Source organism: Solwaraspora sp. WMMD792 (genome assembly GCF_029626105.1).
In the GTDB taxonomy this organism is placed as follows: domain Bacteria; phylum Actinomycetota; class Actinomycetes; order Mycobacteriales; family Micromonosporaceae; genus Micromonospora_E.
Genome location: NZ_JARUBH010000009.1, coordinates 7,116,363 through 7,133,237, shown reverse-complemented (window position 1 = coordinate 7,133,237; position 16,875 = coordinate 7,116,363). Strand labels below are relative to the sequence as shown.

At 72.4% G+C, this 16,875-nt stretch carries 10 protein-coding genes; 7 read left to right on the top strand and 3 right to left on the bottom strand.

Annotation, left to right across the window (positions count from 1 at the left end):
- The first annotated feature begins 184 nt into the window (after positions 1 to 184).
- From O7629_RS33170 to O7629_RS33160, 3 genes are all read left to right on the top strand, one after another.
- Entirely contained in the window at positions 185 to 553 is a 369-nt protein-coding gene (locus O7629_RS33170; protein ID WP_278174303.1) for a metalloregulator ArsR/SmtB family transcription factor, read from the top strand.
- 30 nt (positions 554 to 583) lie between these two features.
- Positions 584 to 1,270 carry a phosphodiesterase gene (locus O7629_RS33165; protein ID WP_278174301.1) on the top strand — a complete coding sequence of 229 codons (687 nt, stop codon included), beginning with the start codon at positions 584 to 586 and terminating at the stop codon, positions 1,268 to 1,270.
- A 217-nt stretch (positions 1,271 to 1,487) separates the two neighbouring features.
- The gene (locus O7629_RS33160; protein ID WP_278174299.1) at positions 1,488 to 2,687 is read left to right on the top strand and encodes an RtcB family protein; all 1,200 of its coding nucleotides are present in this window, start codon (positions 1,488 to 1,490) and stop codon (positions 2,685 to 2,687) included.
- A gap of 112 nt (positions 2,688 to 2,799) precedes the next feature.
- Here the strand turns inward: O7629_RS33160 and O7629_RS33155 are convergent, their stop codons facing one another.
- Complete coding sequence (locus O7629_RS33155; protein ID WP_278174298.1) at positions 2,800 to 3,849, bottom strand: glycoside hydrolase family 11 protein; 1,050 nt, start codon at positions 3,847 to 3,849, stop codon at positions 2,800 to 2,802.
- A gap of 348 nt (positions 3,850 to 4,197) precedes the next feature.
- On the opposite strand from O7629_RS33155, the gene O7629_RS33150 reads away from it, so the two are divergent.
- From O7629_RS33150 to O7629_RS33135, 4 genes are all read left to right on the top strand, one after another.
- The gene (locus tag O7629_RS33150; RefSeq protein WP_278174296.1) at positions 4,198 to 4,539 is read left to right on the top strand and encodes a hypothetical protein; all 342 of its coding nucleotides are present in this window, start codon (positions 4,198 to 4,200) and stop codon (positions 4,537 to 4,539) included.
- Positions 4,540 to 4,584: 45 nt separating this feature from the next.
- Complete coding sequence (locus O7629_RS33145; RefSeq protein ID WP_278174294.1) at positions 4,585 to 5,595, top strand: ADP-ribosylglycohydrolase family protein; 1,011 nt, start codon at positions 4,585 to 4,587, stop codon at positions 5,593 to 5,595.
- Between the two features lie 105 nt (positions 5,596 to 5,700).
- Positions 5,701 to 5,997 (top strand): DUF397 domain-containing protein, encoded by a 297-nt coding sequence (locus O7629_RS33140; RefSeq protein ID WP_278174812.1) that lies wholly within the window; start codon positions 5,701 to 5,703, stop codon positions 5,995 to 5,997.
- A 605-nt stretch (positions 5,998 to 6,602) separates the two neighbouring features.
- Positions 6,603 to 8,342 carry a family 43 glycosylhydrolase gene (locus tag O7629_RS33135; protein ID WP_278174811.1) on the top strand — a complete coding sequence of 580 codons (1,740 nt, stop codon included), beginning with the start codon at positions 6,603 to 6,605 and terminating at the stop codon, positions 8,340 to 8,342.
- A gap of 123 nt (positions 8,343 to 8,465) precedes the next feature.
- On the opposite strand, the gene O7629_RS33130 is transcribed toward O7629_RS33135, so the two are convergent.
- Positions 8,466 to 12,107 (bottom strand): hypothetical protein, encoded by a 3,642-nt coding sequence (locus O7629_RS33130; RefSeq protein ID WP_278174292.1) that lies wholly within the window; start codon positions 12,105 to 12,107, stop codon positions 8,466 to 8,468.
- Positions 12,108 to 12,135: 28 nt separating this feature from the next.
- Positions 12,136 to 16,797 (bottom strand): hypothetical protein, encoded by a 4,662-nt coding sequence (locus tag O7629_RS33125; protein WP_278174291.1) that lies wholly within the window; start codon positions 16,795 to 16,797, stop codon positions 12,136 to 12,138.
- Positions 16,798 to 16,875: the final 78 nt, after the last annotated feature.

Genomic DNA, 16,875 nt, shown 5'->3' with positions numbered 1-16,875 from the left:
GACACCCACGTCGGCTACGCCGCACGATCAACAGGCTCCAGCATGCCTGCTGGTCGCCGATCCGACGCGGCCGGACCCGGCGATGGACCCGGCCGGCCGGTGAGCGCCGCAGCTAGCGGCCACCGGCGGCCTGGGCTGACCCGGCACCTTTGCTTATATAAGTCACCACGGATAGATTCGACCGGTGCACGCGTTCGACGTCCTCGGCGACCCGGTCCGTCGCCGGATCCTGGAGCTGCTCGCCGACGGCGAGCGCTCCGCCGGTGACCTCGGCGCGGTCGTCCAGGCCGAGTTCGGCATCTCCCAGCCGGCGGTGTCGCAGCATCTGCGGGTGCTGCGGGACAACGGATTCACCACCGTACGCGCCGCCGGCACCCGACGGCTGTATGCCGTGGATGTCGCACCGCTGCGGGAGGTCGACGAATGGATCGGCCGCTACCGGCACTTCTGGGCCCAGCGGCTCGACGCCCTCGCCACCGAGCTGGTCCGGGGCCGCCGGGAACAGCGCCCGGAACCACAGCAGAACGGCACCGACGCCGACCATCGGCGGTAGATCACCCCGAACCTGGGTACGCCTTGCGCCGTGACCTTCGGAGCCTGGCTGGCGCACGTGCGAGGCGGTCGGCTGCTGCACCCGCGCGGCTGCTCGTTCACCGGCGCGGTCCAGCTCTGGGGACCGCTCGCCGAATGGTTCCTGCCGGCGGGGCGCTGGCCGGCCGTCATCCGCTTCTCCCGGGGCACCCCGACCCCGCCCGGCTGGCCGGACATCCTGGGCCTTGCGGTCCGCGTCCACGCCCCGGACCGCCCGGTCGACCTGCTGGTGTCCAGTGCCGGCCGAGCACCGGTACTGCGTCACCTGCCACTGCTCCGGCGCGACTTCGCCACCACGTACGGCAGCATCCTGTCGTTGCGGCACGGTCGGCACCGGATCTACCTGGCCGTGTCGCCGGCCACCCCGGGCCGCCTCGGCGGCGCGGTCGAGCAGCTAGCCGATGTCGCCGCCCGTCGCCCGATCGTGCTGCGGCTGGCGGCGGCCACCGGCACCGGCCGCTGGCGGACGTTCGGTCGGATCGACGTCGGCGAGCCACTGCCGTCCGCTGTCGACGCCGCGCTCGCCTTCGACCCGACCGGTCACCCTCCGCTGCGGCTGCGCACCGGCGGGCTGATCCAACGGCTCCGTACGGTCACCTATGCCGCCTCCCGGCGCGCCCGGGGCGCCCGCACCGACGACAATCCGATTGCCGCCACCGGCCAGCGGCCTTTAGCGTGAACGGCACCGTGACGACCGAGGAGCCACCGATGCGAGCGCTGGCGAAACCCGCCACCACCCGACGCGGCTGAGCCGCGCCCACCAGCAGTCCCGCTGATCCTCGCCGCTGTCCCGCTGATCCTCGCCGATCCACGCCGGCCTTTCCTGGTACCGCAGCCGGTACCGCAGCCGGCACCGGGTCACCGTCGCGCTCCCCGTACCGAGCCCAGGAGTTTCCATGAGTCATACGCTGCTGCCCGGCACCCGGGCCCCGGTCAAGGTCTGGACCGATCCGGCGACCATCGAGCCGCAGGCCAGCCAGCAGTTGCGCAACATCGGCACGCTGCCGTGGGTGCACGGCGTCGCGGTGATGCCCGACGTGCACTACGGCAAGGGCGCCACCGTCGGCTCGGTGATCGCGATGCGCCAGGCGCTGGCCCCGGCGGCGGTCGGCGTCGACATCGGCTGCGGCATGTCCGCGGTGCGGACCAGCCTGATCGACGCGCAGCTGCCGGACGACCTGGGCGCGCTGCGTACCGCGATCGAGGCCGCGGTCCCGGTCGGCTTCCAGGCCCGCGAGACCCCCGTCGACCCGCGCCGGGTGCACGGCCTGCCCACCGCCGGCTGGGACCGGTTCTGGTCCGGCTTCGCCGACCTGCACCCCGGGGTCGCCGCGCTGGAGTCCCGGGCGCAGCGTCAGCTCGGCACGCTCGGCGGCGGCAACCACTTCATCGAGGTCTGCGTCGAGCAGGGCGGTCCGGGCGCCGGCCGGGTCTGGCTCATGCTGCACTCCGGCTCCCGCAACATCGGCAAGGAGCTGGCCGAGCGGCACATCGCGGCGGCCCGGAAGCTGCCGCACAACGCCGACCTGCCCGACCGCGACCTGGCGGTGTTCCTCGCCGACACGGCGGAGATGGCGGCGTACCGGCGGGACCTGGCCTGGGCGCAGGAGTACGCGGCCCGCAACCGGGCGGTCATGCTGGCGCTGCTCTGCCGGGTGCTGCGCACGGCGGTGCCGGCGGTCCGCTTCGACGAGCCGATCTCCTGCCACCACAACTACGTGGCCGAGGAGGTCTACGACGGGGTGCCGCTGCTGGTGACCCGCAAGGGGGCGATCCGGGCCGGGCGGGGCGAGCTGGGCATCATCCCCGGGTCGATGGGGACCGGGTCCTACATCGTGCGGGGTCGGGGCAGCGAGGCGGCGTACTGCTCGGCGTCGCACGGCGCGGGTCGACGGATGTCGCGGTCGAAGGCGAAGAAGACCTACACCGTCGACGACCTGGCCGAGCAGACCGCCGGGGTGGAGTGCCGCAAGGACGCCGGTGTGGTCGACGAGATCCCGGCGGCGTACAAGGACCTGGACCAGGTGCTCGCCGAGCAGGCCGACCTGGTCGAGGTGGTGGCGCACCTGCGGCAGGTGGTCTGCGTCAAGGGTTGACCACCGGACAGGCGACCGGGGCGCGCACCGGGGCGGGTCGACCCTCCCAGCAGGGTCGACCCGCCCACGACGTGCCCTGTCGACAGTGGTTGCTATCGACGGTCGGTCAGGGTCATGTTCGACAGGTGACGGTCGGCCAGGTCCAGTTGCCGCCATGCATGATCGTCACTCCGAAGTTGTTACCGCTACCGTTCGGCCTGGCGGTGATGTTCCCGGTCGTGCCGCTGACCGAGGCGTTCCAGCTGTTCTGCAGGCTCTGTCCGCCGTGCAGGCTGAGGGTCACCGTCCAGTTGCTGACGTTCTGCACCGAGACGTTGAGGTTGAACCGGTCGCCGAACTGCTGGCCGGCCGACAGCACGGCGGTGCAGTTGCTCTGGCCCGGGTCACCCGGGTTGCCGGGGTTACCGGGGTTACCGGGGTTACCGGTCGGGGACGGTCCGGGGTTGCCGCTGCCGCCCTCCCAGACGTTGATGTCGGAGCTCCCCTGGCTCTGGTAGCCCTCGGTCGCCATCACCTGGTAGCTGTGGTTGGAGCCGAGCTGCATCCCGGCGCGCGCCCAGGCGTCGAAGTGGTTGGCGGTGGTGATGGTGCCGCCGGTGCGCTTCTGCTGCCGGACGCTCCAGTACTGCCAGAACGTCTGGGTGCCGTCGATCGACGGCGCGTTGACCCGCTGGCTGCGCAGGATGTCGTAGACACCGCCGTCGGTGGTGACCGAGCCCATCCGCTGCGCGCCGCTGCTCGGGTTGTAGCTACCGAAGTTCTCGACCACGTAGTACTCGATGAGCTGGTTGCGCGTCCACCCGTACAGGGCGAGGTAGGTGTTGTTGTTGCCCGGGTTGTAGCTGCCCGAGTAGCTGACCGTCCGACGGGTACCGGTGGCCCAGCCCTTGCCACCGACCCAGTTGTTGGTACTGCGGTCCCACGAACTGGAGTACCGGCCGTTCTCGCGCAACGTCATGCTGGCGTTGCCGCTGTCCTTCCAGAACGAGAAGAAGTATCCGTTGTGCGTACCGGTCTGGTTCGAACTGAGGTACCGGTCGGCCTCGGCGTGCGCGCTGGGGGCGATCACCATGCCGCTGACGACCAGCGCAGCGGCGCACGCGGTGCCGATCAGCAGCCGCATGCGGCCGCGCCTTCTCGGCTTGACGACAGTGTCCTTCATGTAGGTGTTTCCTCCTCTTGAAGGCTGGCGGGAGCCAGCGGTGCGGTACGACCCGACAGCCTGTCGTGGACGGTGACCGCCGCCGGGGATCGGCGCCGTACCGCGCGGTGGTGGGGATCGACGATCATAGAGATAAGTCGATGGGACGACGGTATGAGGCAGTCGACTACTTGTCAACAACTTTCGGAAACGTTACGGAAACACGGTGCCGGCCGGCCCATCTGCGGCTGCACGGGCGTTCCAGCTGGCCAGCGGTCCTGCGTAGCCGATCAGCAGGTCGGCATGGCCGTCGCCTACTCCGCCGCGTGGCGCATCCGGCGACCCGGCGACCGCACTGAGCTTCCGGAAGTGTTTCGGAGCACGGCCGGACCGGCCCGACCGGCTGCGGGCCCGTCCGGCCGGCCGGCGATCGACGCCGACGTCGCCGACGCACGCGCGTTGCCGGAGACCGACGACGGGTACGACGCGACGCTGCTCCTCGGGCCGCTCTACCACCTGGTGGACCGCGACGACCGGGTCACCGCGCTGGCCGAGGCGGCGGCCGACGCACCGGACGCGGACGTCGTGCTCGACCACGCGCTCGGAATCGCCCGGGTCTACGGCCGGGAGCCGGCGCTGCTCGCCGCGAGCGCGCACCTGCTGGCGTCCGGTGTCGTGCCGGGTGCCGAGGGTGGGACGCGCGCCGGTTGACCGGCCCGGCTAGCCTGCCGACCGGGACGAGACGGGGAGGTCGCGGTGGATGGTACGGCGGCGGGTGGTGACCGGGCGTCCGGGTGCCTGTTCGGGCTGGCGTACGGTGACGCCCTCGGCAAGCCGACCGAGTTCCTGACGGTCGCCGAGATCCACCACCGGTACGGCCTGGCCGGGCCACGTGAGCTGGTCGGCGATCCGGCGCTGGTCACCGACGACACCCAGATGACCCTCGCGGTCGGCTGGGCGCTGCACGACGCCCCGGCCGCCACCCCGGAGGAGCTGGAGCCGCTGCTCCGGGCCCGGTTCCTGGCCTGGGCGGCCAGCCCGGACAACAACCGGGCCCCGGGGATGACCTGCCTGCGGGCCTGCGGCGAACTGGCCACCGGGGTGGCCTGGCAGCAGGCCACCGTCGCCGGGTCGAAGGGCTGCGGGGCGAACATGCGGGTCGCCCCGGTCGGCCTGGTCGACGCCTATGACGACGACACCGTGGCCGGCGTCGCGCAACTGCAGGCCGGGCTGACCCATGGACACCCGACCGCGCTGGCCGCGAGCGAGTTGACCGCCATCGCGGTCCGGCTGCTGCGCGCGGGTACGCCACTGCCGGCGCTGCCGGGCCTGCTGCGTGAGCACTGTCGCGGGCAGCGGGAGGTGTACCGCGACGACTGGCTCGGCCCGCTGTGGCAGCGGCCGGGAATGGACAGTCCGGCGGGGTTCATCTCGCGGGGCTGGGACGAGTGTCTCGACGTACTGGACCGGCTCGACGCGGCGTTGGCCGCCGGGGACGACGGCGGCGACGCCTGCCGGGTCACCGGGGAAGGCTGGATCGCGGAGGAGGCCCTGGCCACCGGGCTGCTCTGCGCGCTGTGGCACGCCGACGACCCGGTGGACGGGTTGGCCCGCGGGGCGGCCACCTCCGGTGACTCGGACTCGATCGCCTGTCTGGCCGGGGCCTTCCTCGGCGCGGCGTACGGAACGGCGGCCTGGCCGACGACGTGGCCGGACCGCATCGAGTACGCCGACCAACTGCACGCCCTCGGCCGGGCCTGGGACTGACCGGGCCGTCGGCGAGTCGGTGGCAACCTGCGACGCCTCTGCGTGCCGCAGCGCGATGTCCAACTCGGTCGACACCGCTTCGAGGCGAGCGACAGCAAGACGCATATGCGTCCGCCTATACTTCGGGATGCTCGATGTCGAGCGGTTTTCAGATCGGCGAGGCGACTCCCGCTGACCAACGGATCCGCACGGCGGCGGGTGTGTCTTCGCAGAACGAGGGGAGGACCCGTGCCGCAGTCACCACCACCGCCCAGTTGGCGCAAGAGCAGTCGCAGCGGTAGCGGAGAGTGTGTCGAGGTAGCCCGAACCGAAACCCGCGTTCACGTCCGGGACTCGAAGACCCGTGATCACAGTCTCCAATTCGATCACGAACGGTGGAGAGCCTTCCTCTCGTCATTGTGATCATTCGCACCAGCGCGGTTCGGGGGCCGCGTTGGCGATGCTGATGGGTCGGCGACAAGACAGTCAGCGAGCAACAAACACTATCGACGGTCCGTACGCCCGCCGCGGCCCGGCTGCCAGTCGGGTGAGGCCGGTGGCCAGCGCCCGCCCGTCCCCGTGGTGGGCGTCTTCGGGCGCGCCCGAACCGCAACTCGCGGCGACCGGCAGAGTCCTGTTAGCGAAAACATCTGCCTCACCCAGGTCAGCCCGTCCATCGCCCGGCCACCCTCTGTGGACGCCGGCGAGCACCCGCACCGCTCGGCGACCATCGATGGATTGCTGATGTTATCGATAACAGCTATCCTCGGTCGCGGGAGCGAAGGGCACGCTTCGACGCACCGTACCGCACCGTATGCGCGGCAGGTGGCACGGACGCGTCGACAGCATCGCTCCATGGCGTCCGGGCACCCTCGCATCATGACCAGGTGATTGTCCCGACTGCCGGCATCGTCCGCCGGCAGTCGGCCTGGTCGATCTCCACGCACCCGTCAGAGCTCCAGCGAGGAGTCACCTTGACAAGAACGAGACGCAACCGCGCCATCGGTTTCGTCGCGAGCCTGCTGTGCGTGGCGACGTTCCTCATCGCCACCCCCGCCCGGGCCGACAATCCGATCGTGCAACACATCTACACCGCCGACCCGGCACCGATGGTCCACGACGGCCGGGTGTACCTGTACACGAGCCACGACGAGGACGGCTCGACGTACTTCACCATGAACGACTGGCACCTGTTCTCCTCCGCCGACATGGTCAACTGGACACACCACGGGTCACCGTTGAGCCTGACCACGTTCAGCTGGGCCAGCGCCGACGCCTGGGCCGGCCACGTCATCGAACGCAACGGCAGGTTCTACTGGTACGTACCAGTGAAGGCCAGGGCGACCAACTCGATGGCGATCGGAGTCGCGGTGGCGGACAGCCCGACCGGCCCGTTCCGCGACGCGCTCGGCCACCCGCTGGTGGCCAACGGCGAGATCGACCCGCACGCGTTCATCGACGACGACGGGCAGGCGTACCTGTACTGGGGTAACCCCAACCTGTGGTATGTCCGGCTCAACCCCGACATGATCTCGTACTCGGGGAGCCCGACCCGGATCCCGCTGACCACCGCCGGGTTCGGCACCCGCACCGGCGATCCGGACCGGCCCACGCTGTACGAAGAGGGGCCCTGGGTCTACAAGCGCAACGGAATCTACTACAACGTCTTCGCCGCCGAATGCTGCTCCGAGTTCATCGGTTACTCGACGGCTCCCGGACCGACCGGCCCGTGGACCTACCGGGGTACGGTGATGCCGCGACAGGGCGGCAGCTTCACCAACCACCCCGGCGTCATCGACTTCGCCGGTGGCTCGTACTTCTTCTACCACAACGGCGCACTGCCCGGCGGCGGTGGATTCACCCGTTCCGTCGCGGTGGAGAAGTTCAGCTACCGTGCCGACGGCACGATTCCGACGATGAACATGACCACGGCGGGCGCCCCGCAGATCGGCACGCTGAACCCGTACGTCCGTCAGGAGGCCGAGACGGTCGCCTGGTCGGCCGGGATCGAAACAGAGCGGTCCAGCGAGGGCACCATGAACGTCGGCTGGATCGAGAACGGCGACTACATCAAGGTGAAGGGCGTTGCCTTCGGCGCCGGGGCGGCGTCGTTCACGGCGCGGGTGGCCGCTGACTCCAGCGGCGGGAGCATCGAGCTGCGACTCGGCGGCCCGACCGGCACCCGGGTCGGCACCTGCGACGTGCCCGGCACCGGCGGCTGGCAGAGCTGGACCAGTGTCTCCTGCCCGGTCACCGGAGCCTCCGGCACCCACGATCTGTACTTACGGTTCACCGGTGGCAGCGGCTACCTGCTCAACGTCGACTGGTGGCAGTTCAACACCGGCACCGCCCCGCCGCCGACCAGCCCGCCACCCACGACGGCGCCACCGACGACGCCACCACCGACGACGCCACCACCGACAACGGCGCCGCCGACCACCGCCCCGCCGACCACACCTGGGTCGTCCTGCACGGCAACCGTGTCGGCACCGGCGTCCTGGCCGGGCGGCTACGAGGGGCGGCTGACGGTCACCAACAGCACCTCCACCGCCATCGACGGCTGGCGGGTGACCTTCACCCTGCCCGCCGGGCAGACCGTCGCCCAGGGCTGGAGCGGAACGTTCAGCCAGCAGGGCAGCCAGGTGACGGTGACCAACGCCAGCTACAACGGCCAGCTGTCCGCCGGATCTTCGACCACCGCAGGCTTCATCACATCGGCCAGCGGTGCGAGTCAGCTACCCGGCAACGTCACCTGCACGGCGGGCTGACCACGAACCAGCGGAGTCCCTGGGCCCGGGCAGTCGACGCCGACGGCTGCCCGGGCCCGGGGACTCCGCTCCTACCGGACCGGCACCGCCCACCCCGCCGCCTGCCCTGGCGGACGGTCGGCGTCACGGTACGCAGCAGTCGCGGTCGACGGCGGACAGCGGCGACGTCCGCAGGATCCGGACCTGGCCCAGGTCGCCGCCGAGCGGGTCGGCGAAGCTCCCGTTCGGCTCCGGCAGCACCTCGACGACAAGCACGCTGACCGGTAGCCCGGACGGCAACCCGGCCGTCTCCAGCGCCGCCCGCACCTCCGCCCCCGACCAGGTCGTCTCCCCCTCCACCGGCAACGGCACCGAACGCGGACCGTGCTGTCGTCGGGGTATCCACAACGGACGTAGGCCGACCTGCACGTTGCGCCGGGTACCCGCGTCGGCCTGCATCACCCGGGCGTAGAGCACCGCCCACAGCTGGGTGTTCGGCGGGTCCGGCGACACCCGGCGCAGCCCGAGGTACGCGACGGCGTACGGGGCCCGGACCCGCACCGCACCGTCCGGTTCGGCGAGCACCGTGGCGGCCAGCTCCGGTGCCGGATGCGCCACCCCTTCCAACGTCAGTGGCTCGCCGTACCGGCCCTGGGCGGTGGACCAGAGCGGATCGTCGAGCGGGCCACGGTCATGGCCGACGCGGATCTCGTAGGTGTAGAACGAGAACAGCTCCGGCGAGCCGGGGTCGGTGTTCGGCGGCAGCGGCACCAGGAAGTGCCGGTCGCTGTCGGCCGCCGGTTCGAGGCGCTGCATGGTGGCGTATCCGGCCAGGTCCTGCACCTGGCCCGGGGTGATCACCCGGACCGGTTCCGGGTCCAGCGGCAGGGTCGGCACGGCGGCCGGGTCCGCGACCGGTTCGGTGCCGGGCAGCAGCATCGGGTCCGGGGTGACGGTCAACGGCCGGACGAAGTAGGCGTCACGCGGGTCGGCCAGCGGTTCGGCGAACTCCAGCCAGAGTCGCCGGATCCGGGGCGTGGTCGCCGCGTACGACGCGTCAGTGCCGTACGGGGTGAGCGCGATGCCGGCGGCGACCACCCGGGGCACCTGCCTCGGCGCAGTGACGATCGGCAGCCTCGACGAGATCACCTGTCGCACCACGTCGCCGGTCTCGAGGCGGAACTCCAGTTCGTAGTCGACCTGTGGCTCGTACGGCAGCCCGTCGGGACCCAGCGGTGCCGCCACCGCGTCGAGGAAGACCATCCGGACGAAGCCGCGGTCGGTGTCACCGGTGGTGGCCTGCACGTTGACCGAGTCGACCAGTTCGATCACGCCGACGTCGGTGACGGTCTGCGGCGCGTTGGGGGCGTCCGGCAGTCGCACGGTGCGCCGCACCGTCAGCGTCGGTGAGCCGGCGCCGCGCCACGTCCAGTCCCGGTCCACCACCGTCTGTACGGCGTGCAGCCACCGCCCGGCGAGTTCGGTCGGATCGGCGAACTCGACGCTGCCGCCGTCCGGGGCGAGGTGGTGACCGAGCCCGGCGCAGCCGAACACCACCCGCTCCCCCGGCGGACCGAGCAGGGTCGGCCCGTCGGCGACCAGGTCGAGCGCGCCGGCCAGCCGGCCGAGCAACGCCGGGGTGGGTGCGGTCTGGGCGGCGACGGCCGCCACGGCCGCCGGCGTGCCGGCCGGGTCCGGGCGTAGGAACACCGACCGAAGGCTGTCGGCCGGTGGCAGTGGGCGCAGCAGGTCGGCTTCGCTCGCCGGGTCGGCCGTCCCGTGCAGGTCGATGAGCTCGGCAGGGCCACGCCGGGCGGCGTCGCTGCCGAAGTAGCCGAGGTCGTCGCGGCCCATCGCTCGGACCTCCAGCCGCAGGTCCCGCCCGGTGACCACGGTGACCGGGCCGGTCACCAGCCCGTCCGGGCCGAGCTGGTCGGCGACGTCGACCGACCGGTAGTCACCGGCGTCGACCCAGGTCAGGTCGAGGTCGAGCGCGGCGGTGGCGGCGTCGGGAAACAGCCGGGTGGTGGTGTACCACTCGACGTACCCGTCGGCGTCGGCGGCCGGGTCGAACGCCGGGGCCTTCAGCAGCACCCGGACCTGCAGCAGTACGGCGTCCGGGTCGGCGACGCCCGGCACGGTCACCGCTTCCGGCGGCGCCGCGTCGTTGGCGGCGATCTGGGCGAGCAGGTCGGTGCGGGCGGCCGGGCCGGCGGCGTACACCGCTTCCGGGTAGCCCAGGCGCGGCCGGTGCACCCGCAGCGCCGCGACGGTGCCGTCCGGTTCCACGGTGTACGGGTCCAGCCCGACCCGGGCCGGCGGCCGGTGCCGACGCAGGTGCAGCATCGCGACCGGTGCCTCGCCGACCCGGCCCGGCGCGGCGTCGACCGGCGGGCCACCACCGGTGGGGTCGGCGAGCCGGACCCGGAACTCGTACGCCTGGCCGTAGCGGGGCAGCACAGTGTCGGCGTCGACCGGCACCGCCTGCTCCGGTGGGCCGGGCGGCACCTCCATCAGCCGTTGCTCGTCGTCGGTGTCGACGACGAGTGACCCGCCACGCCAGCGGACGAACCAGGCGGGTAGCCAGAGCTGGCCGCTGTGTTCGGCCGGGGCGACCTCGGTCCACCGTTCCTCGCGGGCCGTACCCAGGTCGACGCCGACGGCCAGCGGGGCGTCCACCAGGGACAGCGAGGTCCAGTCGGTGCCGCCGGCCGGCCGGACGTCGACCCGGTAGCCGAGCACGCCGCGGGGGGCGAGCACCGGATCCGCACCGTCGGGTGGGGCGCCGAGCGCCCGGTTCTGCCCTTCGAGGACGTCCTCGTCGTCCCAGCCGAGTTGGACACCTTCGTCGCGGGCGATCGGCGCGCCGTCGCCGGTCTCGTCGAGCAGGTCGGCGCTGACCGGCTGCCGGGCGTGCACGATCTTGGCGAAGCCGTCGTCGAAGCGCAGCGTCTCGGCGAAGACCTTGTCGTAGTTGCCGAGGGTACCGGCCTCGGTGGCGTCGGCGCTGACCGGGAACGCCACCGGCGTGAAGACCGGCCGGGTGTCGGCGGCGGGCAGCGGCGGTACCCGGGTGGCGAAGGCACGGATCAGCCCCGGGTCGGCGCCGACGGCGTCGGCGTAGTCGCTGTGGGCGGCCAGGTCGGCCCATAGCCAGCCGCCGGCGGCCAGTCGTGGGTCGGCGTCGATCGGCACGTCGAGGGCGACGACCAGGCCGAGGGCTTCGGCGAGCCGGGGGCGGCGCAGCGCGTACGCGATCGCCTCGCCCCAGCCGATCACCGTCGGCGGCACCGCTGGTGCCGGGTCCGGTGGGCAGGTCATCAGGCAGTGGTAGCTGGCGTCGGTGACGGCGAGCGAGGTACGCGGGCGGACGAACCCGAACGACCGGCGGTAGCTGCCCGGCAGGTACTTGCGCAGTTGCCGGGTGGTGTCGCGGTGTTGCGGGGCGAACGTGTCGCCGGCCGGGCCGGGCGGGATCTCCAGTGCCGCGCCGATCGCGGTGAAGATGCTCCGGGCGTGTGGGGCGTGCAGTGTCGCCGGGGCGGCGGGCAACGCGATGGTCTGGTCGACCCGGTCGCGCTGCGGCAGCGCCCCAACGGTGTCCGAGAGGGACACCGCGAACGCGAGATGTGCGTCGGCGAAGGCCGGCACGCCCGCCGGGGCGGCGAGCAGCGGCGCGAGCGGGTCGGTGGCCGGGGCGACCAGCAGCCGTACGGTCAGCGTCCGCCCGGTGTGGTCCCACCGCTGCAGGTACGGCACCAGGGTGAGTTTGTGCGAGGTTGCCATCTGTCCGCCTTCTTCGCCGCCCGGGTCGTCACAGGGCAGCGGTCTCGGTGACCTGGTAGGACGCGCTGATCGAAAGGATCAGGAAGAGATCGACCTGAATCTTCACCGATCCGGAGTAGTCGCACTTGGTGGTGCCGGCGTCGTCGTACACCAGGCCTCTCAGCTCGGCCCGGATCTTGACCTTGACGACCTTGAGGTCCACCCCGGCTTCCAGCGCGACCAGTCCGCCGTACTTGGTCTGGCCGGCGATGGCGTCGTAGACGAGCACGAAACCGATGCCCAGGAACGCGTACGCCTTGAACGGGCCGATCTGGCCCTGCACCCCGACGCCGGCGAACGCGACCAGTTCCAGTTTTTCGCTGGTGACCGTGCCGGAGACGAGGGCGATGGAGAAGGTGACGCTGCCGGAGACGATGACGAAGACCTTCGCCACGCCGACCGACAGCACCGGGATCTTGCCTTCGAGGGCGATCCCGAGGCTTGCCCCTCCCTTGGCCTTGCCGTCGGTGAGGCTCACCCCGGCGCTGACCGCCACCGCCAGGCTCAGCTTGAAGTAGTCGCCGAGCGGCACGACCGTGTCCGGCAGGTCGACCTTCAGCTTCGTCTCGAACTTCAGCTCGTGCTTGGCGTTCGCCGCCGCCAGGTCGATCGGACCCTGCACCCCCCGGTCGCCGACGAACGGCAGGTACTGCAGGATCTGCTCGATCTCGGCGAGCAGCAACGACCGCAGCTGGGCGACCTGCGGCCGCTGGTCGGTGCCGCCGACGATGTGCAGCTCGGACCCGGTCAGCTCGGCCAGGCCGGCCACGTCGGTCCAGACCCGCAGTCCGGCGAAGTCGGCCGACCAGCGGTCCTCGGTGACCTCCAGGCGCAGCGTCGCCGTGTCGTAACGCAGTGCCGATCCGTGCCCGGGGGCACCGCCCAGCTGCAGCGCGGTCGGCGGGTTGGTGAACGTCACCGCGGCGCTGAACGCCAGCGTGCCGCCCGCCCCGACGTCCAGGTGCAGCGCGCCGGGCGCGGTCTCCAGGGTGTTCGGCGGCGGCGGGAACGCCCCTTTGGACGTCGACCGGGCCAGGACGTCGGCCAGCGCGGGCCGATGCCGCGACTCGATACGCGGCACGCCGGGTGCCGGCACCACCGGCCGGGGAAACAGGAACGCGTGGGTCGCGGTGGTCTGCACGAAGGCGTACTCGGTGGCCGGGTCGGTCGGCCGCAGCAGGTCGGCGGCGTCGGCGAACCGGTACTCCCCCGGTGTGCCGGCCAGCGGCGGCTCGCCGATCGGCAGCTCGTTGGCCGGGTAGCCGACCGGGTAGCGGCGGATCAGCGGCGTACCACGGGTGTCGGCGACGGCGGTCGCCTCGCCGCCACCGGCCGGTGCGCCGACGACCGGACGGACCACCATGGACCAGGAGCCGGTACGGGGCAGTCGCGGGGTGCCGCGGACGGTCGCCACGAACACCGGGGTGCCGGCGTCGTCGGCGAGGCCGACCTCGATCCGTTGGGCACGCATCGGCAGGCCGCTGCCGCCGACGTCGACGACGGTGTCGATCGGCCCGCCGACCGGCCCCTGCGCCTCGATCAACGCCCGCAGCGCGGCCGGGGCGGCCGGCGCGCCGCTCGGCTCGACCTGCAGCCAGCCGAGCACCCCGGTCGCCGGTGTCGTCCCGGCGGCGCCGTCGAGGGCGAGGTCGGCGTCGAAGTGGTACGGCACCAGCCGCGCGCCACCGTGGCCGAACTCGGCACCCGGTGCCGGCCGGATGTTGCGCACGTCGAACAGGCCCCGGAACACCCCGGCATCGAAGACGTACGGGGCGACGGCGATCGATCCCGCGTCAAGGTAGCGGTAGTCGAACAGGCCCGGGGTGAACGGCTGCCAGCCGCTGTCGCGGCGGATCACCCCGCCGCCGGGGCGGCGTTCCACGGTGACCGAGCGGGTCACCCGGATGCCCCACGGGTGCAGCACGCTGTTGACCTTGACGACCTCCAGCGCGGTCCGGCCGATCATCACCCGGAACTGCACCTTGGCCGCCTCAGCGAACGCGGCGAACGGGTTGTTCCAGTCGCTGAAGCTGGAGCCGCCGTAGCCGGACAGGTCGATCCGGGTGACCGGCACCCGGGGGTCGGTGGCCATGTCGGTGTTGAAGACGGTCTCCACACTGCCGCTCGGGTCGGCGGTGGAGCCGAGCACCGACAGCCCGAGCGGGGCCCCGCTGGCCAGGTCCACCCCGTTGATCAGTTGCCGCATCCGGCCGGCGAAGGTGGCCGACACGCCGCCGTCGTCGGGCCGGCCGCCTTCGGCCCGCGCGGTGATCTGGATGCCGCCCCGGGCGTCACCGAACTCGGGGCGGGTCAGTCCGAGCAGGTCCGCCGGGCGCGGTCCGTCGTCGTACGGCTGGACCAGTACCGCCGCGATCAGGCCGAACGGGAACGTGGTGCGCATCCCGACCGGGGTGCCGTCGCCGAACGCGTCGAGGGTGCCGGCCACGGCGTCGGCGGGCACCACCGGGACGAGCCGCTGGGACCGGGCACCGAGTGAGGTGGCGCCGCCATCGGTGGCCGAGGCGAGCGGGGTGGGAAACCAGCCGAGGGTGATGATGTCCTGGTCGGTGTCGAGGGTGCGCACCGGTTCCCACTGCACCTGCGGCAGCGCAGTCACCCGCAGCGCGCCGACCTCGGCCCGGGTGGCCAGCCCGGCAACGGCGTACTCGGTGTCCGGGTGGTTCGGGCCGACGCCGAGCCCGACGCCGAGCAGGTCCTGGTTGGTGGAGACGTCCAGCAGCAGCAGGTTCGGCGGCTGGCCGACCACCTCGGACAGGTAGCCGTCGACCATCGAGGTGGACGTGGCGTCGGACCGGGCGGCGGCCTGAATCCGCTGGCCGCGCAGTTCCAGCTCCAGCCGGCGGGCGGAGTCCCACTGCGCGTCGGTCTTCTTGTCCAGCCCGATGCGGCCCTGCTCGACCTGGCTGAACCCGATGTCGGGTCCGGACGACTTCGGCGGCGGCTGCGGTGTGCCCGGTGACGCCGGACGGCCGGTGACCGCCACCGCCGGCCCGAGCTGGCCGTCGAACTCGACCCGCACGTCGGCCGGCGCGGTCCAGACGATCCGGCAGACCAGCGCCGCCGGTGGCGGTTCCCGGCCGATCCGGGGCCGGTCGAGGGCGCCATTGGACACGTACGGATCGGGCAGCGTCGGTGCCCAGGCGTGCAGCCCGAACGCCAGTTGGGCGGTGCCGTTGTCGACCGGCAGCGGTCCGTCGGCGGTCGGCCCGGCCGACCCGGCGAGGGTGCCCCGGACGTAGACGAACGCCGGGACGGTGGTCCACAGCAGCGCGTTGCGCAGTGCGAACTGGTGGTGGCTGCGGGCATCGACCGGGACCGCCGCGCCGAGCAGCACGGTGATCTCGCCGTCGCGGCGGTGCAGCAGCAGAGCGCCGGCACCACCCGGGGTGGGCACCGGTTGCCCGGCGGTGGTCACCGGCCGGTCCAGGGCGACCTCGCTGCGGCCGGTGACCATCAGGTGCTCGCCGTCGACGGCGTGGCACCGGTAGTACAGCCGGAACGGTTCGTCGTAGGTCTGCCGCCAGGGCAGCCGGTGCCCGCCCCCGCCGGCGATCGCCCATAACTGGATGCCATGGGCGACCGGCGACGCCAGCGGGGTGACCGGGTCGGCGAGTACCGTCGCGGCGGACGCACCGATCACCATCCACGCGCTCTCCAGCGGGTGTTCCCGCAGGTCCGGGGCGTACCAGCGGGCGGCCAGGCCGGTGACCCGCAGCAGCCAGGTCGCCGCGGTCGACGCCTCGCCGAGAATCGTCGGGTCGGTGACGACGACGACCGGCAGGCCGAGCCCGGCGTCGCGGACGGCGCCGATGCCGGTGAAGTCGATCAACGGGTCGCCGGCCGGGTCGGCACCGACCGGGGTTGCGTCCACCGTGGTCGGTTCGGCGGTGTAGCCGAGCGCCAGCGTCCAGAGTTGTTCGACGAACGTCCAGTCCCCGGTGGCCGGGCCGAACCGGAACTGTTGCCCCCAGGCCTTGGCCGCCCCGGGGTCGCCGACGATCTCGACCACGCCGGACTTGAAGCGGAAGGTCACCGAGGTGGGCAGTGTGCTGGCGGTCCCGGCGCTGTGGCAGCCGCCGACGCCGCCGGCCGGCGGCGGGTCGGGTGCGGGGTCGAGTCGCAGTACGGCGCTCAGCGGCGCGGGCACCTCGACGACGTCGCCCGATACCGTCGCGGTGCCCAGTGTCAGCGTCCCACCGGTGACGAGCAGCCCGGCGTACGCGTCGGCGGGCAGCCCGCCGAACAGGTCGCCGCGAATCCAGACGGTACCGGCTTCGATGTCGACGACGGTGCCGGTACGTTGCACGGTCGGCGGCCGGGCCTGGGTGACCACGAACGCGGGCGCGGCGGCGCCGGCCTCGCGGACCTGGAGCCGGCGGGCGGCGACGAACGTTTCGTACCAGACGTCGACTCCGCCGGGGGTGCGGAACGGGCCGACCCTGCGGGCCGGGGTCAGCCCGGTGCGGCTGTCGACGAACCGGCCGGCGAGGAGTTCTTCGCGTTCGTCACGGCGGTGCACCAGCCGGGTGTCGCGGGGCAGTTCGGCTGCGGCGCGCTGAGCGGCCGACGCGGCAAGACTGGTCAGGACGGTACGGACGACGGGGAGATCTCCACGGACTGGCTCTGACACGCGCTCCTCCTCGGAGGCTGCTGCAGCCGGACTCGGACCGGTCTGCAGCGTGCGCTACGTCACACTCCGTGTTCAATC

Bases quoted from the DNA above. Each gene is read 5' to 3' on its own strand.
- O7629_RS33160 (WP_278174299.1), top strand. From the start codon at position 1,488: ATGAGTCATACGCTGCTGCCCGGCACCCGGGCCCCGGTCAAGGTCTGG.
- O7629_RS33155 (WP_278174298.1), bottom strand. From the start codon at position 3,849: ATGAAGGACACTGTCGTCAAGCCGAGAAGGCGCGGCCGCATGCGGCTG.
- O7629_RS33140 (WP_278174812.1), top strand. From the start codon at position 5,701: ATGCGTCCGCCTATACTTCGGGATGCTCGATGTCGAGCGGTTTTCAGA.
- O7629_RS33130 (WP_278174292.1), bottom strand. From the start codon at position 12,107: ATGGCAACCTCGCACAAACTCACCCTGGTGCCGTACCTGCAGCGGTGG.